Source organism: Streptomyces sp. NPDC004435 (assembly GCF_042873895.1).
GTDB lineage: Bacteria > Actinomycetota > Actinomycetes > Streptomycetales > Streptomycetaceae > Streptomyces.
This window is the reverse complement of sequence record NZ_JBIAMB010000004.1, coordinates 113471-133753: the sequence shown is the minus strand read 5'-3', so window position 1 is coordinate 133753 and position 20283 is coordinate 113471. Positions and strand designations below refer to the sequence as shown.

Annotated in this window: 17 protein-coding genes; 1 reads left to right on the top strand and 16 read right to left on the bottom strand. The window is 71.0% G+C overall.

Translation table 11 applies throughout. The annotated features are described in order from the left end of the window. Positions 1–19 precede the first annotated feature (19 nt). A complete protein-coding gene (locus tag ACFYT9_RS08410; RefSeq protein ID WP_389161811.1) occupies positions 20–1387 on the bottom strand; it encodes an LAETG motif-containing sortase-dependent surface protein in 1368 nt (455 codons plus the stop codon). Positions 1388–1667: 280 nt separating this feature from the next. On the opposite strand from ACFYT9_RS08410, the gene fahA reads away from it, so the two are divergent. Continuing rightward, complete coding sequence (gene fahA, locus ACFYT9_RS08405) at positions 1668–2894, top strand: fumarylacetoacetase (protein ID WP_389161809.1); 1227 nt, start codon at positions 1668–1670, stop codon at positions 2892–2894. A gap of 27 nt (positions 2895–2921) precedes the next feature. Here the strand turns inward: fahA and ACFYT9_RS08400 are convergent, their stop codons facing one another. The 15 genes from ACFYT9_RS08400 to ACFYT9_RS08330 all read right to left on the bottom strand — a co-directional run bounded on the left by ACFYT9_RS08400 (position 2922) and on the right by ACFYT9_RS08330 (position 20278). Continuing rightward, complete coding sequence (locus ACFYT9_RS08400; protein ID WP_389161807.1) at positions 2922–3746, bottom strand: carbohydrate-binding protein; 825 nt, start codon at positions 3744–3746, stop codon at positions 2922–2924. A gap of 40 nt (positions 3747–3786) precedes the next feature. Beyond that, the gene (locus tag ACFYT9_RS08395; RefSeq protein WP_376595965.1) at positions 3787–4701 is read right to left on the bottom strand and encodes an AraC family transcriptional regulator; all 915 of its coding nucleotides are present in this window, start codon (positions 4699–4701) and stop codon (positions 3787–3789) included. Positions 4702–4847: 146 nt separating this feature from the next. Next, complete coding sequence (nuoN, locus tag ACFYT9_RS08390) at positions 4848–6497, bottom strand: NADH-quinone oxidoreductase subunit NuoN (RefSeq protein WP_376595966.1); 1650 nt, start codon at positions 6495–6497, stop codon at positions 4848–4850. Then, positions 6494–8080 (bottom strand): NADH-quinone oxidoreductase subunit M, encoded by a 1587-nt coding sequence (locus tag ACFYT9_RS08385; protein WP_389161804.1) that lies wholly within the window; start codon positions 8078–8080, stop codon positions 6494–6496. Before ACFYT9_RS08385 ends, nuoN begins: the two co-directional genes overlap by 4 nt. A 5-nt stretch (positions 8081–8085) precedes the next feature. Beyond that, positions 8086–9981, bottom strand: coding sequence for an NADH-quinone oxidoreductase subunit L (nuoL, locus tag ACFYT9_RS08380; RefSeq protein ID WP_387270955.1), 1896 nt, complete (start codon positions 9979–9981; stop codon positions 8086–8088). Between the two features lie 11 nt (positions 9982–9992). Beyond that, the gene (gene nuoK, locus ACFYT9_RS08375) at positions 9993–10292 is read right to left on the bottom strand and encodes an NADH-quinone oxidoreductase subunit NuoK (protein ID WP_376595969.1); all 300 of its coding nucleotides are present in this window, start codon (positions 10290–10292) and stop codon (positions 9993–9995) included. Further along, positions 10289–11152 carry an NADH-quinone oxidoreductase subunit J gene (locus tag ACFYT9_RS08370; RefSeq protein ID WP_376595970.1) on the bottom strand — a complete coding sequence of 288 codons (864 nt, stop codon included), beginning with the start codon at positions 11150–11152 and terminating at the stop codon, positions 10289–10291. Before ACFYT9_RS08370 ends, nuoK begins: the two co-directional genes overlap by 4 nt. Beyond that, entirely contained in the window at positions 11149–11727 is a 579-nt protein-coding gene (gene nuoI / locus ACFYT9_RS08365) for an NADH-quinone oxidoreductase subunit NuoI (RefSeq protein WP_376595971.1), read from the bottom strand. The genes ACFYT9_RS08370 and nuoI overlap by 4 nt, the downstream gene beginning before the upstream one ends. Beyond that, entirely contained in the window at positions 11720–13045 is a 1326-nt protein-coding gene (gene nuoH, locus ACFYT9_RS08360) for an NADH-quinone oxidoreductase subunit NuoH (RefSeq protein ID WP_376595984.1), read from the bottom strand. Before nuoH ends, nuoI begins: the two co-directional genes overlap by 8 nt. Before the next feature lie 29 nt (positions 13046–13074). Then, positions 13075–15555, bottom strand: coding sequence for an NADH-quinone oxidoreductase subunit G (locus ACFYT9_RS08355; RefSeq protein ID WP_389161800.1), 2481 nt, complete (start codon positions 15553–15555; stop codon positions 13075–13077). Next, complete coding sequence (gene nuoF, locus ACFYT9_RS08350; RefSeq protein ID WP_376595973.1) at positions 15552–16901, bottom strand: NADH-quinone oxidoreductase subunit NuoF; 1350 nt, start codon at positions 16899–16901, stop codon at positions 15552–15554. The genes ACFYT9_RS08355 and nuoF overlap by 4 nt, the downstream gene beginning before the upstream one ends. Then, positions 16901–17656 (bottom strand): NADH-quinone oxidoreductase subunit NuoE, encoded by a 756-nt coding sequence (gene nuoE, locus ACFYT9_RS08345; protein ID WP_376595974.1) that lies wholly within the window; start codon positions 17654–17656, stop codon positions 16901–16903. The genes nuoF and nuoE overlap by 1 nt, the downstream gene beginning before the upstream one ends. After that, a complete protein-coding gene (locus ACFYT9_RS08340; protein ID WP_376595975.1) occupies positions 17653–18975 on the bottom strand; it encodes an NADH-quinone oxidoreductase subunit D in 1323 nt (440 codons plus the stop codon). The genes nuoE and ACFYT9_RS08340 overlap by 4 nt, the downstream gene beginning before the upstream one ends. Then, a complete protein-coding gene (locus tag ACFYT9_RS08335) occupies positions 18972–19727 on the bottom strand; it encodes an NADH-quinone oxidoreductase subunit C (RefSeq protein ID WP_387270961.1) in 756 nt (251 codons plus the stop codon). Before ACFYT9_RS08335 ends, ACFYT9_RS08340 begins: the two co-directional genes overlap by 4 nt. Continuing rightward, positions 19724–20278 (bottom strand): NADH-quinone oxidoreductase subunit B family protein, encoded by a 555-nt coding sequence (locus tag ACFYT9_RS08330; RefSeq protein WP_007383964.1) that lies wholly within the window; start codon positions 20276–20278, stop codon positions 19724–19726. The genes ACFYT9_RS08335 and ACFYT9_RS08330 overlap by 4 nt, the downstream gene beginning before the upstream one ends. Positions 20279–20283: the final 5 nt, after the last annotated feature.

Genomic DNA, 20283 nt, shown 5'->3' with positions numbered 1-20283 from the left:
GCGGTGGTGCGGGTGACTCCTAGGCGCCGGCCTTGCGGCGGCGGGACAGGAACAGCGCGCCCACGCCGAGCACGAGGGCGGCGCCGGCCGCCGCCACGAGCTTCGGCATGGCGTCGCCCGAACCGGTCTCGGCGAGCTCACCGTTCACCGAGGTGTTCGAGGAGCCGCCCTGCGCGGTGGTGTTGCCGCCCGTCGTGCCCGTCGTGGCCGCCGGGGTGGGGGTGGCGGTCGACGGGGACGGCTCCGGGGACGGGGACTCCGTCTCCGAGGTCGGCTTCTCCGACGGGGTCGGCTCGCCCTTGTCGGTGCCGGTGACGTCGAACCACGCCTCGACGGTCTTGTCGCTGATGCCGCAGGAGAGGTCGTCGTTCTCGTACATCGCCGAGGCGTGCAGCACGCCCTGGTTCAGCGGCGCGTCGCCGTCGACGGTGACCCGCAGCTTGACCTCGGACGTGTGGCCCTTGTCGATGCCGCCGAACTCGGCGGTGTCGAACTCGTCGGTCAGCGGGGTCCACTCCAGGACGTCCTTGGAGGACCACTCGACCGTGGCGCGCTCCAGGGCCGGCGGGTGCTCCGGGTCCAGCTCGTCCTCGTCCGGAGTACCGAAGATCGCGACGCCGGGCCACGCCTGGACGTCGTCCAGGGGGCGGTCCGAGACGTTGGTCAGGGACAGCGTGAAGACGCCGCTGCCGCCGGCCGCGATCTTGTCGGGTCCGGTGAGGGAGAAGGAGAGCGAGGAGTCCTCCTCGCACCCCTCCCCGATCGACTCCCAGAACTCCAGGTCCTCCTTGGCCTGGGCGAGCTCCTCCTCGGCGGTCTCCAGCTCCTCGCCGAGGCGGGTGTGCTCCCGGGTCAAGGCCTCGTGGGCGTCGATCCGGGCCTTGTCCGCGGCGTCGAAGCGCTCCTTGGCGGTCTTCTCGGCCGCCGTGGCCTCGTCCCGCTTCTTCACCGCGTCCTCGACGGCCTTCGCGGCGTCGGACTTCTGCTGCTCGGTGGAGGCCGGGTCCTCGGTGACCTTCCTGAGCTCGGCCTCGGCCGCGGTCACCGCCTCGACGGCGGTGGCGGTGGCGGCCTTCGCCTCGTCGTACGCCTTCTTCGCGGCGTCGTACTCGGCCTGCACGGCCGCGTCGACCTTCTCGTCGGCGATGTCCTGCTTCAGCTTCGCGCGCTTGTCCTTGAGGTCGTCGACCTTCGCCTGCGCGGTCTCGACGGCCTCTTCCAGCTCCCCGATGGTCGGGACTTCGTCGTCCTCGTGGTCGGCGGTGCCCGCGGTCTGCTTCTGGGACGGCTTCGGGGTGTCCGCGACGGCCGTGCCGGCGGACAGGAACACGACCGGCGTCGTGACGGCGGCCGCCACGGCGGTCGCGAGAATACGGCGGATCTTCACGTGGGGACCTTTTCCTGGTCAGGGAAGAAGTGAGTGCGGCGCGCCTGCGGACGTCCTCACGCGGGGCGACACCGCCCTGATCGTATGGCCCGAAACAGCCCGTCGGCAGAGGTGTTTTCGCAGCTCGGACGGAGAGTCGTCACCACCTCGCTGACGAATCGGGCCAATCAGCGCAGTTGCTCACGGAGCCCCCGGTTTCTCTGTGATCCATGTCATCCTCGCGCGGCGGCCCGCCCCGTAACGTGTCCCTCACCCATCATCGAAAGCGAGGCACGCACCGATGTCCGAGCCCAGCCCGCTCGACCTGGCCGAGGGCGACCCCTTCGGCCCGCACAACCTCCCGTACGGCGTCTTCGCCACCGCCGACGAGCCCGGCCACCGCCGGCTCGGCGTCCGGATCGGCGGGCACGTCCTGGACGCGGGGGCCGCCGCGCACGCGCTCGGCTCCCCGTACGCCTCCCTCCTGGCGCAGCCGAGCCTCGACCCGCTGCTCGCCGCCGGGCGGACCACCTGGCGGGACGTCAGGCGCGCCCTGACGGCCTGGGTGACGGTCCCGGCGCACCGCGCCGAGATCGAGCCGCTGCTGCACCCGCTGGACGCGGTGACGCTGCACCTGCCGTACACGGTCGCGGACTACGTGGACTTCTACGCGAGCGAGCACCACGCGACCAACGTGGGCCGGATGTTCCGTCCCGACGGCGAGCCGCTGACGCCCAACTGGAAGCACCTGCCGATCGGTTACCACGGGCGGGCGGGCACGGTCGTGGTCTCCGGCACGGACGTGGTGCGTCCCTCAGGCCAGCGGAAGACGCCCGCCGACGCGGCGCCGGTCTTCGGCCCGTCGGTGAAGCTGGACATCGAGGCGGAGGTCGGCTTCCTCGTCGGCACCCCCTCGGAGCTGGGCCGCCCCGTGCCGCTCGCCGCCTTCCGCGACCACGTCTTCGGTCTGACGCTGCTGAACGACTGGTCGGCGCGGGACGTGCAGGCGTGGGAGTACGTGCCGCTGGGCCCGTTCCTCGGCAAGTCCTTCCAGACCTCGGTGTCGGCGTGGGTGACGCCCCTGGAGGCCCTGGACGCGGCCCGTACCGCGCCGCCGGCCCGGGACTTCCCGCTCCTCCCCTACCTGGACGACGCGGCGGAGGAGGAGCCGGGCGGCTTCGACGTGCGGATCTCTGTGGAGATCAACGGGGAGGTGGTGGCGGAGCCGCCGTTCTCCACCATGTACTGGACGGCCGCGCAGCAGCTCGCCCACATGACGGTGAACGGCGCCTCCCTCCGTACCGGCGACCTCTACGGCTCCGGTACGGTCTCCGGCCCCGAGGTCGGCCAGCGCGGCTCGCTCCTGGAGCTGACCTGGAACGGCCGGGACGCGATCGAACTCGCGGGCGGCAAGCGGACGTTCCTGGAGGACGGCGACGAGGTCGTCCTCACCGCGTGGGCGCCGGGCCCGGACGGCACGAAGGTCGGACTCGGCGAGGTCCGGGGCCGGATCGCGCCCTCTGCCTGACCCTGGGGCCCGTCTGTCCGACGGGCCCTAGCCGACCCGCCACAGGGCGGGGACGTTCGGCGGCTCCCAGCCGGCGATGGCGGTGTGGGCCTGGAGGCACACGTAGCCCACACCGCCGTACGTGACCCTGTCCCCCGCCGTGTACGTCCGTCCGGCGGTCCAGGTGCCGCCGGGCGGAGCGGTGGTCGGCGTGGGGGTGGGCGACGGGCCCGGGTTCTGCGGCACGTCGAGCACGAAGTCGAAGGCGGCCTCGCGCGCGCCGCCGGAGTCCCGGACGGTCATCAGCAGGCGCGGGTCGAAGAGCGAATCGGTGTTGTTCCGGGGCTCGTTCGGGAAGTACAGCTGCGTGGTGAGGACCGGACGTCCGGGCGCCTGCACCTTGACGTGGATGTGGCGGGTCCGCCCCGGGTAGAGCCCGGGGACGATGGTGGTCAGCTTGAACGCCCCGTCCGCGCCGGTGAACTGGTGCCCCCGGAACTTGAACCCCGTGTTGTCGTAAGCGCCGTTGACGTCCGCCTGCCAGAAGTCCAGCAGGACCCCGGATATCGGCCGGCAGGCCCGCCCGAAGACGTACCCGCTGACCGTCAGCCGCGTGCCCGGCCCGTCCGGCATGCTGCTGCGCAGCGGCGAGTTGGGCTTGAAGTACGGCCCTTCCATCTGCGGCGGGGTGGGGTCGTCGCCGTCGTCGCAGGTCGGGGTGAGGTCGAGGGCGGTCCCGCTGTCGCTCAGCGTGCGGGCGAGCGCCGGGACGCCCATCAGGACGGCGGGCGCGGCCATCCCGGCCGCGAGCGCCGCCCGCAGCACGGCCTTGCGCGTGACGTGCCCGGTGCTGTTGGTGCTCTCGGTGTCCATGTGCCTGGCTCCTCAGGTGGGGGCTGGGGTCGGCACGAACCTACGAGTTCCCCTCCGTGCCTTCGATGGACGGAACGGGGCGGTCGTGGTGTTTTCGAAAGTCCCCCGGGCTGCGCCCGACCTCCCGCCGGAAGAAGCGGCAGAAGTAGGCGGGATCCTCGAAGCCGACCCGCGCGGCCACCTGCCGCACGGACAGTCCGGTGGCCACGAGCAGCCGCTGCGCCTCCCGCACCCGGGCCTCCCGCAGCAGCGCGGCGGGCGTCCGCCCGGTGGCCTGGCGCACGACCTCGGTCAGGTGCCCGGGCGTGACGCCCAGCCGCTCGGCGCAGTGGCGTACGGACACCCCTTCGGTGGCCTGTCCCGCGAGCCCGAGGAACTCCTCGGCGAGGCCCCGCGCCGGCCCGACGACCCGCCCGCCCGGCACGCGCGCGGCCCGCACGAGCAGCACGTGCAGCAGGGACCGCAGCACCCCGGCGAAGCCGTCGTCGCCGTGCCGGTACTCCTCGGCCAGTTCTTCCATCAGCAGCGAGGTCCGCGCGTGCGCGGCGTCGTCCAGGTCCGCCCACGGCCGCTCCCCGAGGCGTCGCAGCAGCGCGAGGTCGTCCGCCCCGTCGACGAGGAACTCGGGGGTGAAGAGCACGAGCGAGCCCTCCAGACCGCGCACGCCCTCCCAGCGGTGCACCTGGCCCGGCAGGATCACGCCGAGCTGCGGCGGCCGCAGGGCGTACCGCCCGGTGTCGATGACGTGGACCCCGCTGCCCTCCACGACGTGGACGATCTCGTAGAAGGTGTGCCGGTGCGGGTAGTCGGCCCGGGACATCGGCCCCATGGCGTCGAACCCCCCGGCCGCGAAGGGCACCTGCTCGGGCAGCCGCAGCTCCAGCCGGTGCACCGGCGGCTCGCCCTCCCGGGGCGCCTCGCACGGCACCCCGGGTAAGACCGTCGTCCCGCGCACGGAATCCCCTCCCCGACAGGTACAGACCATTCGCCCCGTCCACGATCCCACGCGGACCGCCGCCTGTCAGGAGGACCGGGGACGCCCTCCCCGGGCACGCGGAAGGGCCCGGCTCGCCCCCGAGCCGGGCCCTGTCCGTGGGTGCGTCAGCGGACGAAGACGCTCGCCTGGCTCGCCAGGTCCAGGAAGTACTGCGGCGCGAGGCCGAGGACCAGGGTGACGACCACGCCCGCGGTGATGGCGAGGGTGGTCATGACCGAGGGCACGGCGACCGTGGGGCCGTCCGCCTTCGGCTCGCTGAAGAACATCAGCACGATCACCCGGATGTAGAAGAACGCCGCCACCGCCGAGGCGATGACGCCGACGACCACGAGCGCGCCCGCGCCGCCCTCCGCCGCCGCCTTGAAGACCGCGAACTTGCCGGAGAAGCCGGAGGTCAGCGGGATGCCGGCGAAGGCGAGGAGGAAGACCGCGAAGACGGCCGCGACCAGCGGCGAACGGCGGCCCAGACCGGCCCACTTGGAGAGGTGGGTGGCCTCGCCGCCCGGGTCCCGCACCAGCGTGACGACGGCGAAGGCGCCGATGGTCACGAAGGAGTAGGCGCCCAGGTAGAAGAGGACGGACGAGATGCCGCTCGGCGTCGCGGCGATGACGCCCGCGAGGAGGAAGCCCGCGTGCGCGATCGACGAGTAGGCGAGCAGCCGCTTGATGTCGGTCTGGGTGATGGCGACGACCGCGCCGCCGAGCATCGTGACGATCGCGACGCCCCACATGACCGGGCGCCAGTCCCAGGTGAGGCCGGGCATCACGACGTACAGCAGGCGGAGCAGCGCGCCGAAGGCGGCGACCTTGGTGGCGGCGGCCATGAAGCCGGTCACCGGGGTCGGGGCGCCCTGGTAGACGTCCGGGGTCCACATGTGGAAGGGGACGGCGCCGACCTTGAAGAGCAGGCCCGTGAGGAGCAGCGCGAAGCCGATGAGCAGCAGCACGTCGTTGCCCATGGTCTCGGCGAGCGCCGGGTTCACGGTAGCGACGGCGCCGTCGACGACGTCGGCGATGGCGGCGTACGAGACGGAGCCCGCGTAGCCGTAGAGGAGGGCGATCCCGAAGAGCAGGAAGGCCGAGGAGAAGGCGCCGAGGAGGAAGTACTTGACCGCCGCCTCCTGGGAGAGGAGGCGCTTGCGGCGGGCGACGGCGCAGAGCAGGTAGAGCGGGAGGGAGAAGACCTCCAGCGCGATGAAGAGGGTCAGGAGGTCGTTGGCGGCCGGGAAGACCAGCATGCCGGCGATCGCGAAGAGGGCGAGCGGGAAGACCTCGGTGGTGGTGAAGCCGGCCTTGACGGCCGCCTTCTCGTGGTCGCCGCCGGGGACGGCGGCGGCCTCGGCGGCGAAGGAGTCGACCTTGTGGCCGTGGTCGGCCGGGTCGAGCCTGCGCTCGGCGAAGGTGAGGACGGAGACGATCGAGGCGAGCAGGATCGTGCCCTGGAGGAAGAGGGCGGGGCCGTCGACGGCGATGGCGCCCATCGCCGCGATGCCGGCCTTGGTGGTGCCGAAGCCGCCGGCCGCGAGGCCGACGACGGCGGCGAACGCGGCGGCGAGGGCCAGGACCGACAGGAAGACCTGGGTGAAGTAGCGGCCCTTGCGGGGCACGAATGCCTCCACGAGGATCCCGAGGATCGCCGCGCCGACGACGATCAGCACCGGGGCGAGCTGGGTGTATTCGATCTTCGGTGCCGGGATCTTGTCGAGCGGCTCGGCGGCCGTCGTCCACAGGGTGTGGACAGCGAGGGCGTTCACTTGGCCGCCTCCACGTTCTGGACGGGGACTTCAGGGGTGGGGTCGGTGCGCTGGACGTCCGACATGGTGTGCCGGACGGCCGGGTTGACGACGTCCGTCAGCGGCTTCGGGAAGACGCCGAGGAAGATCAGGACGGCGATGAGCGGGGCGACCACGGCGAGCTCGCGCGGCCGCAGGTCGGGCATCGTGCGGACCTCCTCCTTCACCGGGCCTGTCATCGTCCGCTGGTAGAGGACGAGGACGTAGAGCGCGGCGAGGACGATGCCGGTGGTGGCGACGATCCCGGCCACCGGGTAGCGGGCGAAGGTGCCCACCAGGACCAGGAACTCGCTGACGAACGGGGCGAGTCCGGGCAGCGACAGGGTCGCCAGACCGCCGATGAGGAAGGTGCCGGCGAGGACCGGGGCGACCTTCTGCACACCGCCGTAGTCGGCGATGAGCCGCGAGCCGCGCCGGGAGATGAGGAAGCCGGCGACCAGCATCAGGGCGGCGGTGGAGATGCCGTGGTTGACCATGTAGAGCGTGGCGCCCGACTGGCCCTGGCTGGTCATCGCGAAGATGCCCAGGATGATGAAGCCGAAGTGGGAGATCGACGCGTAGGCGACCAGCCGCTTGATGTCCCGCTGGCCGACCGCGAGCAGCGCCCCGTACACGATGCTGATCAGGGCGAGCACGATGATCGCGGGGGTGGCCCACTTGCTCGCCTCGGGGAAGAGGCCGAGGCAGAAGCGGAGCATCGCGAAGGTGCCGACCTTGTCGACCACCGCGGTGATGAGGACGGCGACCGGGGCGGTGGCCTCCCCCATCGCGTTCGGCAGCCAGGTGTGCAGCGGCCACAGCGGGGCCTTCACCGCGAAGGCGAAGAAGAAGCCGAGGAAGAGCCACTTCTCCGTGGCGGACGCCATCTCCAGCGAGCCGTTCGCCCGTGCCTCGGCGATCTCCGTGAGCGAGAAGTTCCCCGCGACCGTGTAGAGCCCGATGACGGCGGCCAGCATGATGAGCCCGCCGACCAGGTTGTAGAGGAGGAACTTGACCGCCGCGTAGGAGCGCTGGGCCGCCGCGTTCTCGTCGGAGCCGCTGTGCGCGCGGTCGCCGAAGCCGCCGATGAGGAAGTACATCGGGATGAGCATGGCTTCGAAGAGGATGTAGAAGAGGAAGACGTCGGTGGCCTCGAAGGAGAGGATCACCATCGCCTCGACCATGAGGATCAGGGCGAAGAAGCCCTGCGTCGGCCGCCACCGCTTGGAGGAGGTCTCCAGGGGGTCGGCGTCGTGCCAGCCGGCCAGGATGATGAAGGGGATCAGCAGCGCGGTGAGCGCGATCAGCGCCACCCCGATGCCGTCGACGCCCAGTTCGTAGCGGACGCCGAAGTCCCTGACCCAGGAGTGGGACTCGACCAGCTGGTAGCGGTCGCCGCCCGGCTCGAAGCGGGCGAAGACGAGCCCGGCGAGCACGAGCGTGACCAGGGAGACGGTCAGCGCCAGCCACTTGGCTGCGGTGCGGCGGGCGGCGGGAACGGCGGCGGTGAGGATCGCACCGACCGCCGGTACCGCTGCCGTCAACGTCAGAAGGGGAAAGGACATCGGCGTCACACCGCCCTCATCAGCAGGGTCGCGGCGATGAGGACCGCCGTACCGCCGAACATGGAGACCGCGTACGAGCGGACGTGGCCGTTCTGGAGCTTGCGCAGCCGGCCGGAGAGGCCGCCGACGCTCGCCGCCGTGCCGTTGACCACGCCGTCCACGAGGGTGTGGTCGACGTAGACCAGCGAGCGGGTCAGGTGGGTGCCGCCGGTGACGAAGACGGCGTGGTTGAGGTCGTCCTGGAGCAGGTCGCGGCGGGCCGCCCGGGTGAGCAGCGAGCCGCGCGGGGCGACCACGGGCACCGGCCGGCGGCCGTACTGGAGGTAGGCCAGGCCGACGCCGATCACCATCACGGCGACGGTGGCCGAGGTGACGGCCATGGCGCTGATCGGCGGGTGGCCGTGCTCGTAGTCGGTGACGGGCTTCAGCCAGTTCACGAACCGGTCGCCGATGCCGAAGATGCCGCCGGCGAAGACCGAGCCGAAGGCCAGCACGATCATGGGGATCGTCATGGACTTCGGGGACTCGTGCGGGTGCGGCGGCTCGCCCTTCTCGTCGGGCTGCCAGCGCTTCTCGCCGAAGAAGGTCATCAGCATCACGCGGGTCATGTAGTACGCGGTGATGGCGGCGCCCAGCAGGGTGACCCCGCCGAGGATCCAGCCCTCGGTGCCGCCCTTGGCGAAGGCCGCCTCGATGATCATGTCCTTGGAGAAGAAGCCGGACAGGCCCGGGAAGCCGATGATCGCGAGGTAGCCGAGGCCGAAGGTGACGAAGGTGACCGGCATGTACTTCCGCAGGCCGCCGTACTTCCTCATGTCCACCTCGTCGTTCATGCCGTGCATGACCGAACCGGCGCCGAGGAAGAGCCCGGCCTTGAAGAAGCCGTGCGTCACCAGGTGCATGATCGCGAAGACGTAGCCGATGGGGCCGAGGCCGGCCGCCAGGATCATGTAGCCGATCTGCGACATCGTCGAGCCGGCGAGGGCCTTCTTGATGTCGTCCTTGGCGCAACCGACGATCGCACCGAAGAGGAGGGTGACGGCGCCGACGATGGTGACGACGAGCTGGGCGTCCGGTGCCGCGTTGAAGATGTCGGCGGAGCGGACGATCAGGTAGACGCCGGCGGTGACCATGGTCGCCGCGTGGATGAGGGCCGAGACCGGGGTCGGGCCCTCCATGGCGTCCCCGAGCCAGGACTGGAGCGGCACCTGGGCCGACTTGCCGCAGGCCGCGAGGAGCAGCATCAGGCCGATCGCGGTGAGCGTGCCCTCGGACGCCTCGCCGGCCGACTCCAGGACGGGGCCGAAGGCGAAGGTGCCGAAGGTGGTGAACATCAGCATGATCGCGATCGACAGGCCGATGTCACCGACCCGGTTGACCAGGAACGCCTTCTTCGCGGCGGTGGCCGCGCTGGGCTTGTGCTGCCAGAAGCCGATGAGGAGGTACGAGGCGAGGCCGACGCCCTCCCAGCCGAAGTACAGCAGCAGGTAGTTGTCGGCGAGGACGAGCAGCAGCATCGCCGCGACGAACAGGTTCAGGTAGCCGAAGAAGCGGCGGCGCCGCTCGTCGTGCTCCATGTACCCGATCGAGTAGACGTGGATGAGCGTGCCGACGCCGCTGATCAGCAGCACGAAGGTCATCGACAGCTGGTCGAGCTGGAAGGCGACGTCCGCCTGGAAGCCCTCGACGGGGATCCAGGTGAACAGGTGCTGGTACATCGCCCGGTCGTCGGCGCTCTTGCCGAGCATGTCGGCGAAGAGCACGAGACCGATGACGAAGGAAGCGGCCGCGAGGAGCGTGCCGAGCCAGTGCCCGGTCTTGTCGAGCCGGCGGCCGCCGCACAGCAGGACGGCCGCTCCGAGCAGGGGCGCCGCGATGAGCAGCGCAATCAGGTTGTCCACGGTTCAGCCCCTCACAGCTTCATCAGGCTGGCGTCGTCGACCGAGGCCGAGTGGCGGGATCGGAAGACGGACACGATGATCGCGAGCCCGACGACGACCTCCGCGGCGGCCACGACCATCGTGAAGAAGGCGATGATCTGGCCGTCGAGGTTGCCGTGCATGCGGGAGAAGGCGACGAACGCGAGGTTGCAGGCGTTGAGCATGAGCTCCACGCACATGAAGACCACGATCGCGTTCCGCCGGATCAGCACCCCGACCGCACCGATGGTGAACAACAGGGCGGCGAGGTACAGGTAGTTGACGGGGCTCACCGGTTGGCCTCCTCTCCGTTGCGAGCGTCGTCGCGGGCGTCGTCCCGGGTCTCGTCCCGGTCGCGTCCGAGCCGCTCCGAGGAGCGCTGCTCCAGGGCCTTGAGGTCGGCGAGCGCCTCGCCCGACACGTCCCGCACCTGGCCCCGCTTGCGCAGGGTGGAGATGACGGTGAGCTCGGACGGGGTGCCGTCGGGCAGCAGGCCCGGCACGTCCACGGCGTTGTGCCGGGCGTAGACGCCGGGGGCGGGCAGCGGCGGCAGGTGCTTGCCCTCGCGGACGCGCTGCTCGGCCAGCTCGCGCTGGGTCCTGGCCCGCTCGGTGCGCTCCCGGTGGGTGAGGAGCATCGCGCCGACGGAGGCGGTGATGAGCAGGGCGCCGGTGATCTCGAAGGCGAAGACGTACTTGGTGAAGATGAGGGCCGCCAGGCCCTCCACGTTGCCCCCGTGGGCCGCGTTCGCCGCGCCGAGGCCGGCGAACTCGGTCAGGGCCGCGTTCCCGATGCCGGCGAAGAGCAGGACGCCGAAGCCGAGGCCGCAGGCGGCGGCCCACCAGCGCTGGCCCTTGATGGTCTCCTTCAGCGAGTCCGCGGCCGTGACACCGACCAGCATGACGACGAAGAGGAAGAGCATCATGATCGCGCCGGTGTAGACGACGATCTGCACGATGCCGAGGAAGTACGCGCCGTTGGCCAGGTAGAAGACCGCGAGGACGATCATCGTGCCGGCCAGGCAGAGGGCCGAGTGCACGGCCTTCTTCATGAGGATGGTGCACAGCGCGCCGACGACGGCGACGGTGCCGAGCACCCAGAACTGGATGGCCTCGCCGGTGGAGGTCGCGTAGGCCGCGAGAGTCGCCGTCATGCCTCCGCCCCCTCCGGCTCGGGCTTCTCTCCCTTGGACACGGCGACCTGGGGCTCGGTCCCGGGGGCGGCCTCGACGACCAGGCCCCGGTAGTAGTCCTGCTCGGTCATGCCGGGGAAGATCGCGTGCGGGGTGTCGACCATGCGCTCGTCGAGGCCCGCGAGCAGCTGCTCCTTGGTGTAGATCAGGTTCTCGCGGGAGGAGTCGGCCAGCTCGAACTCGTTGGTCATCGTCAGCGCGCGGGTGGGGCACGCCTCGATGCACAGCCCGCACAGGATGCAGCGGGCGTAGTTGATCTGGTAGACGCGGCCGTACCGCTCGCCGGGCGAGTAGCGCTCCTCGTCCGTGTTGTCCGCGCCCTCCACGTAGATGGCGTCGGCGGGACAGGCCCAGGCGCACAGCTCGCAGCCGACGCACTTCTCCAGGCCGTCCGGGTGGCGGTTGAGCTGGTGCCGGCCGTGGAAGCGGGGTGCCGTCGTCTTCGGCTGCTCCGGGTACTGCTCGGTCAGCCGCTTCTTGAACATGGCCTTGAAGGTCACGCCGAAGCCGGCCACCGGATTCTGGAAGTCAGACACGATCCGTCCCCCTTTCGTCACTCTCGGTAGCAGTATCGGGGCCACCACTGACAACGAGGTCCCGCTGGTGTCGGGGCCTGCGCCGGGGCACGGGCGGCAGGGTCTGTCCGGGCTTGGGCGGTACGGGGAAGCCGCCGGCCATCGGGTCGAACTCCGGCTCGGCGGGCCCGGCCGCCGTCTCCTTCCCCTTCCGGTCGCGGAAGAGGTCGGCGACGAAGGAGAGCAACAGCACCACCAGGACGGCACCGGCCACGTACAGCACGATGTTGGTGAAGGCGATGTTCTCGTTGCGCAGCGCCCGGACGGTGGCGACCAGCATCAGCCAGACCACGGAGACCGGGATGAGCACCTTCCAGCCGAGCTTCATCAGCTGGTCGTAGCGGACGCGGGGCAGGGTGCCGCGGAGCCAGATGAAGAAGAAGAGCAGCAGCTGCACCTTGAGGACGAACCACAGCATCGGCCACCAGCCGTGGTTGGCGCCCTCCCAGAAGGTGGAGATGGGGTAGGGGGCCCGCCAGCCGCCGAGGAAGAGCGTCACCGACACCGCGGAGACCGTCACCATGTTCACGTACTCGGCGAGCATGAACATCGCGAACTTGATGGACGAGTACTCGGTGTTGAAGCCGCCGACGAGGTCGCCCTCGGACTCCGGCATGTCGAAGGGGGCGCGGTTGGTCTCGCCGACCATCGTCACGATGTAGATGAGGAACGACACCGGCAGCAGGATCACGAACCAGCGGTCCTGCTGGGCCTCGACGATCGCCGAGGTCGACATCGAGCCGGAGTAGAGGAAGACGGAGGCGAACGCGGCGCCCATGGCGATCTCGTAGGAGATCATCTGCGCGCAGGAGCGGAGGCCGCCGAGGAGCGGGTACGTGGAGCCGGACGACCAGCCGGCGAGCACGATGCCGTAGATGCCGACGGAGGCGACCGCGAGGATGTAGAGCATCGCGATCGGCAGGTCGGTGAGCTGCATCGTGGTGCGCTGGCCGAAGATCGACACCTCGTTGCCGGCCGGCCCGAAGGGGATCACGGCGATGGCCATGAAGGCGGGGATGGCGGCGACGATCGGGGCCAGGACGTAGACGACCTTGTCGGCCCGCTTGACGATCACGTCCTCCTTGAGCATCAGCTTGATGCCGTCCGCGAGGGACTGGAGGAGGCCCCAGGGGCCGTGCCGGTTGGGGCCGATGCGCAGCTGCATCCAGGCGACGACCTTGCGCTCCCACACGATGGAGAAGAGCACGGTGACCATCAGGAACGCGAAGCAGAAGACGGCCTTGACCGCGACGAGCCACCAGGGGTCCGTCCCGAACATGGAGAGGTCTTCGGCGGCGAGGAGGGTGTTCACGCCTGCGCCTCCTTCGGGGTGGCCGGGCCGATGCGGACCAGGTCGCCGGGGCGGGCACCCGTGGCGGTCAGGACGCCGGGGGCGGTGGAGTTCAGCGGGAGCCAGACGACGCGGTCGGGCATGTCGGTGACCCGGAGCGGGAGGGCGACCGCGCCGGCGGGGCCGGTGACCTCCAGCAGGTCGCCGTCCTTGACGCCGGTGTCGGCGGCGGTGGTGGCGGAGAGCCGGGCGACCGCCGCGTGGCGGGTGCCGGCCAGGGCGGTGTCGCCCTCCTGGAGGCGGCCCAGGTCGAGCAGGAGCCGGTGGCCGGCGAGGACCGCCTCGTCGTCGCCGGGCCGGGGGGCCGGGACGGCGTGGGCGGTGGGCTCGGAGGCCCGCTCCTCGGTCCACCGGCCGAGCCGGTCCAGCTCGCGCCGGGCCGCCTTCAGGTCGGGCAGGGCGAGGTGGGCGTCCATGGCGTCGGCCAGCATGTGCAGGACCCGGGCGTCGGTCGGGGCGAGCGGCCGGGTCATCTGCTCGGGCTTGAGCGCGGCCTCGAACATCCGGACACGGCCTTCCCAGTTGAGGAAGGTGCCGGACTTCTCGGCGACCGCGGCGACCGGCAGGACGACGTCCGCGTGCTCGGTGACGGCGCCGGGGCGCAGTTCGAGGGAGACGACGAAGGCCGCGCCGAGCGCTTCGCGCGCGCGTGCCGGGTCGGGCAGGTCGTCGACGCCGACGCCGCCCACGAGGAGTCCGGCAAGTTCGCCGGTGGCGGCCGCCTCCACGATCTGGCCGGTGTCGCGGCCGTAGCCGTGCGGGAGTTCGCGGACGCCCCAGGCGGCGGCGACCTCCTCACGCGCGCGGGGGTCGGTCGCGGGCCGGCCGCCGGGGAGCAGGCTCGGCAGCGCGCCGGCCTCGATCGCGCCGCGCTCGCCGGCCCGCCGCGGGATCCACACCAGGGCCGCGCCGGTGGCGGCGGAGGCGCGGAGCGCGGCGGTCAGCGCGCCGGGGACCGCGGCGAGCCGCTCGCCGACGGCGATGACGGCGCCGTCCTGGCGCAGGGCCTCGGAGGCGGCCCAGCCGGTGGAGTCGAGGCCGACCCGGGAGGTGAGGGCGTCGAGCCACTCGGTCTCGGTGCCGGGGGCGGCGGGCAGCAGGGTGCCGCCGGCCTTCTCCAGGCCGCGGGTGGCGTGGGTGGCGACGGCGTACGTCCTCTGCCCGTGCTTGCGCCAGGCCTTGCGGAGCCGCAGGAAGACGCCGGGGGCCTCCTCCTCGGACTCCAGGCCGACGAGCAGGACCATGGGGGCGGCTTCGAGGGTCGTGTAGGTGACCCCCGAGCCGTCCAGGTCGCGGCCGCGGCCGGCGACGTAGGAGGCGAGGAAGTCGGCCTCCTCGCCGGAGTGGATCCGGGCGCGGAAGTCGACGTCGTTGGTGTCGAGGGCGACGCGGGCGAACTTGGCGTAGGCGTAGGCGTCCTCGACGGTGAGCCGGCCGCCGGCGAGGACGCCGGTGCGGCCGCGGACGAGCCCGCGGGCGGCGGCGTCCAGGGCCTCGGGCCAGGAGGCCGCTTCGAGGACCCCGTCGGCGTTGCGTACGAGGGGGGTCGTCAGCCGGTCGCGCTGCTGGGCGTACCGGAAGGCGAACCGGCCCTTGTCGCAGATCCACTCCTCGTTGACCTCGGGGTCGTTCTGCGCGAGGCGCCGCATGACCTTGCCGCGGCGGTGGTCGGTGCGGGTGGCGCAGCCGCCGGCGCAGTGCTCGCACACCGAGGGCGAGGAGACGAGGTCGAAGGGGCGGGAGCGGAAGCGGTAGGCGGCGGAGGTGAGGGCGCCGACCGGGCAGATCTGGATGGTGTTGCCGGAGAAGTACGACTCGAAGGGGTCGCCCTCGCCGGTGCCGACCTGCTGGAGGGCGCCGCGCTCGATGAGTTCGATCATCGGGTCGCCGGCGACCTGGTTGGAGAAGCGGGTGCAGCGGGCGCAGAGGACGCACCGCTCGCGGTCGAGCAGCACCTGGGTGGAGATCGGGACCGGCTTCTCGTAGGTCCGCTTGACACCCTCGAAGCGGGAGTCGGCCTGTCCGTGCGACATGGCCTGGTTCTGCAGCGGGCACTCGCCGCCCTTGTCGCAGACCGGGCAGTCCAGCGGGTGGTTGATGAGCAGCAGCTCCATCACGCCGTGCTGGGCCTTCTCGGCGACCGGCGAGGTGAGCTGCGACTTGACGACCATGCCGTCGGTGCAGGTGATGGTGCAGGAGGCCATCGGCTTGCGCTGGCCCTCGACCTCGACGATGCACTGGCGGCAGGCGCCCGCGGGGTCGAGGAGGGGGTGGTCGCAGAAGCGGGGGATCTCGATGCCGAGCTGTTCGGCGGCGCGGATGACCAGGGTCCCCTTGGGGACGGAGATCTCGGCGCCGTCGATGGTCAGCGTGACCAGATCCTCGGGCGGTACCGCCGGGCTTCCGCCGCCGGACGGGCCGGCCGTGGTGACCGTCATGCCGTCACCTCCTTGTGGTTGTCCGCCCAGGCGGTCGACTTGGCCGGGTCGAAGGGGCAGCCCCGGCCGGTGATGTGCTGCTCGTACTCCTCGCGGAAGTACTTGAGCGAGGAGAAGATCGGCGAGGCGGCGCCGTCGCCGAGGGCGCAGAACGACTTGCCGTTGATGTTGTCGGCGATGTCGTTGAGCTTGTCGAGGTCGGCCATCTCCCCTTCGCCGGCCTCGATGTCGCGCAGGAGCTGGACGAGCCAGTAGGTGCCCTCGCGGCAGGGGGTGCACTTGCCGCAGGACTCGTGGGCGTAGAACTCGGTCCAGCGGGTGACGGCCCGGACGACGCAGGTGGTCTCGTCGAAGCACTGGAGGGCCTTGGTGCCGAGCATGGAGCCGGCGGCGCCGACGCCCTCGTAGTCGAGCGGCACGTCGAGGTGCTCGTCGGTGAACATGGGGGTGGAGGAGCCGCCGGGCGTCCAGAACTTGAGCCGGTGTCCGGGGCGCATCCCGCCGCTCATGTCGAGGAGCTGGCGCAGGGTGATGCCGAGGGGGGCCTCGTACTGGCCGGGCGAGGCGACGTGCCCGCTCAGCGAGTAGAGCGTGAAGCCCGGGGACTTCTCGCTGCCCATCGAGGTGAACCACTCCTTGCCGCGCTGGAGGATCGCGGGAACGGAGGCGATGGACTCGACGTTGTTCACCACGGTGGGGCAGGCGTAGAGGCCGGCGACCGCGGGGAAGGGGGGCCGCAGCCGGGGCTGGCCGCGGCGGCCTTCGAGCGAGTCGAGCAGGGCGGTCTCCTCGCCGCAGATGTACGCGCCGGCGCCGGCGTGCACGGTGAGTTCGAGGTTCAGTCCGCTGCCGAGGATGTTCCGGCCGAGGTAGCCGGCGGCGTACGCCTCGCGGACCGCCTCGTGGAGGCGGCGCAGGACGGGGACGACCTCGCCGCGCAGGTAGATGAACGCGTGCTCGGAGCGGATCGCGTAGCAGGCGATGATCATTCCCTCGATGAGGGAGTGCGGGTTGGCGAAGAGGAGGGGGATGTCCTTGCAGGTGCCGGGCTCGGACTCGTCGGCGTTGACGACGAGGTAGTGCGGCTTGCCGTCGCCCTGCGGGATGAACTGCCACTTCATGCCGGTGGGGAAGCCGGCGCCGCCGCGTCCGCGCAGGCCGGAGTCCTTCACGTAGGCGATGAGGTCGTCGGGGCTCATGGCGAGCGCCCGCCTCAGGCCCTCGTAGCCCTCGTGGCGTTCGTACGTCTCCAGGGTCCAGGAGTCCGGCTGGTCCCAGAAGGCGGAGAGGACCGGGGAGAGCAGTTTCTCGGGGCTGCTGCTGTTGATCTCGGCCGCCAACGTCATCACGCTCCCTCCTGACCGGCTGCCTCGCCGCGCGGGTGGACGATTCGGGTGTGCGGGGTCTCGCCCTTGGCCAGGCGGAGGCCGACGAGGGAGGCGGGGCCCGCGCCGCCGGTGGCCGCGACGGCGCCGGGGCGCTCGTCGGGGAAGCCGGCGAGGATCCGGGCGGTCTCCTTGAAGGTGCAGAGCGGGGCGCCGCGGGTGGGTTCGACGGTGCGGCCCTCGCGGAGGTCGTCGACCATCTTCTTGGCCGACTCGGGGGTCTGGTTGTCGAAGAACTCCCAGTTGACCATCACCACGGGGGCGTAGTCGCAGGCCGCGTTGCACTCGATGTGCTCAAGGGTGATCTTGCCGTCGTCGGTCGTCTCGTTGTTGCCGACGCCGAGGTGCTCCTTGAGCTCCTCGAAGATGGCGTCGCCGCCCATGACCGCGCAGAGGGTGTTGGTGCAGACGCCGACCTGGTAGTCGCCGGACGGCCTGCGGCGGTACATCGTGTAGAAGGTGGCGACCGCGGTGACCTCGGCGGTGGTCAGGCCGAGCAGGTCGGCGCAGAGCTGCATGCCGGTGCGGGTCACGTGGCCCTCCTCCGCCTGCACGAGGTGCAGCATCGGCAGGAGCGCGGAGCGGGAGTCGGGGTAGCGGTCGATGATCGCCTTCGCGTCCGCCTCCAGCCGGGTCCGGACGTCGTCCGGGTAGGCGGGGGCGGGCAGCTGGGGCATCCCGAGGCTGACGTTCCCGGTCGTCGGGGTCTCCGTCATCGGTCGACGCCTCCCATCACGGGGTCGATGGAGGCGACGGCGACGATGACGTCGGCGACCTGGCCGCCCTCGCACATCGCGGCCATGGCCTGGAGGTTGGTGAAGGACGGGTCGCGGAAGTGGACCCGGAAGGGGCGGGTGCCGCCGTCGGAGACCACGTGCACGCCGAGTTCGCCCTTGGGGGACTCGACGGCCGCGTACGCCTGGCCGGCCGGGACCCGGAAACCCTCGGTGACCAGCTTGAAGTGGTGGATCAGGGCCTCCATGGAGGTGCCCATGATCTTCTTGATGTGGTCGAGGGAGTTGCCGAGGCCGTCGGGGCCGAGGGCGAGCTGGGCGGGCCAGGCGATCTTCTTGTCGCCGACCATGACCGGCCCGGGTTCCAGGCGGTCGAGGCACTGCTCGACGATCCGCAGCGACTGGCGCATCTCCTCCAGGCGGACGAGGAAGCGGCCGTAGGAGTCGCAGGTGTCGGCGGTGGGGACCTCGAAGTCGTACTGCTCGTAGCCGCAGTACGGGTCGGTCTTCCGCAGGTCGTGCGGGAGGCCCGCCGACCGGAGGATCGGTCCGGTGGCGCCGAGGGCCATGCAGCCGGTGAGGTCGAGGTGGCCGACGCCCTGCATGCGGGCCTTGAAGATGGGGTTGCCGGTGGCGAGCTTGTCGTACTCCGGCAGGTTCTTCTTCATGGTCTTCACGAACTCGCGCACGGCGTCGACGCCGCCGGGCGGGAGGTCCTGGGCGAGGCCGCCGGGCCGGATGTAGGCGTGGTTCATGCGCAGGCCGGTGATCAGCTCGTACAGGTCCAGGATCATCTCGCGGTCCCGGAAGCCGTAGATCATGATCGTGGTGGCGCCGAGCTCCATGCCGCCGGTGGCGATGCAGACCAGGTGCGAGGAGAGCCGGTTGAGCTCCATCAGGAGGACCCGGATGACGCTGGCCCGGTCGGGGATGTCGTCGGTGATGCCGAGCAGCTTCTCCACGCCGAGGCAGTACGCCGTCTCGTTGTAGAACGAGGTGAGGTAGTCCATGCGCGTGACGAAGGTGGTGCCCTGCGTCCAGGTCCGGTATTCGAGGTTCTTCTCGATGCCGGTGTGGAGGTAGCCGATGCCGCAGCGGGCCTCGGTGACGGTCTCGCCGTCGATCTCCAGGATGAGCCGGAGCACGCCGTGGGTGGACGGGTGCTGGGGGCCCATGTTGACGACGATCCGCTCGTCGTCGGCCTTGGCCGCGGACTGGACGACCTCGTCCCAGTCTCCGCCGGTGACCGTGTAGACGGCCCCTTCGGTGGTCTCGCGGGGGCTGGATGCGGTGCTGTTCACGAGTACGACCTCCGCTGGTCCGGAGCCGGGATCTGGGCGCCCTTGTACTCGACGGCGATGCCGCCGAGCGGATAGTCCTTGCGCTGCGGGTGGCCCTGCCAGTCGTCCGGCATCATGATCCGGGTGAGGGCCTGGTGGCCTTCGAAGACGATCCCGAAGAAGTCGTACGTCTCCCGCTCGTGCCAGTCGTTCGTCGGGTAGACGTCCGTCAGCGAGGGGATCCGCGGGTCGTGGTCGGGGGCCGAGACCTCCAGCCGGATCAGGCGGCCGTGGGTGAGCGAGCGCAGGTGGTAGACGGCGTGCAGCTCGCGGCCCTTGTCGCCCGGGTAGTGGACGCCGGAGACGCCGGTGCAGAGCTCGAAGCGGAGCGCCGGGTCGTCGCGCAGGGTGCGGGCGACCCGGACGAGGTGCTCGCGCTCGATGTGGAAGGTGAGCTCGCCGCGGTCGACGACCGTCTTCTCGATCGCGTTCCCGGGGACGAGCCCCTGCTCCTCCAGGGCGCCTTCGAGCTCGTCCGCGACCTCGTCGAAGTATCCATATGCGTCTCCGCCGCGTGGGCCGCCGTAGGGGCGGGCGGCGGGGCCGGGGAGGCGGATCGAGCGGACGAGGCCGCCGTAGCCGGAGGTGTCGCCGCCGTTGTTCGCGCCGAACATGCCGCGCTGGAGCCGTACCTCCTCCCCGTGGTCACCGCGCTGACCGGGCAGGTTCTGCTCGCTCAGCTCCTTCTCGGGGTTCGGGGTTTCGTCGCTCAACGGAGCAGACCCTTCATCTCGATGGTCGGCAGCGCCTTGAGTGCCGCCTCCTCCGCCTCGCGGGCCGCCTCCTCGGCGTTCACGCCGAGCTTGGAGCTCTGGATCTTCTGGTGGAGCTTGAGGATCGCGTCCATCAGCATCTCCGGGCGCGGCGGGCAGCCGGGCAGGTAGATGTCGACCGGCACGATGTGGTCGACGCCCTGCACGATCGCGTAGTTGTTGAACATGCCGCCCGAGGAGGCGCAGACGCCCATGGAGATGACCCACTTGGGGTTGGGCATCTGGTCGTAGACCTGCCGCAGGACGGGCGCCATCTTCTGGCTGACCCGGCCGGCGACGATCATCAGGTCGGCCTGGCGCGGGGAGCCGCGGAAGACCTCCATGCCGAAGCGGGCGAGGTCGTAGCGGCCGGCGCCGGTCGTCATCATCTCGATGGCGCAGCAGGCGAGGCCGAAGGTCGCGGGGAAGACGGACGCCTTCCGGACCCAGCCCGCGGCCTGCTCGACGGTGGTCAGCAGGAAACCGCTGGGCAGCTTCTCTTCGAGTCCCATGGGTG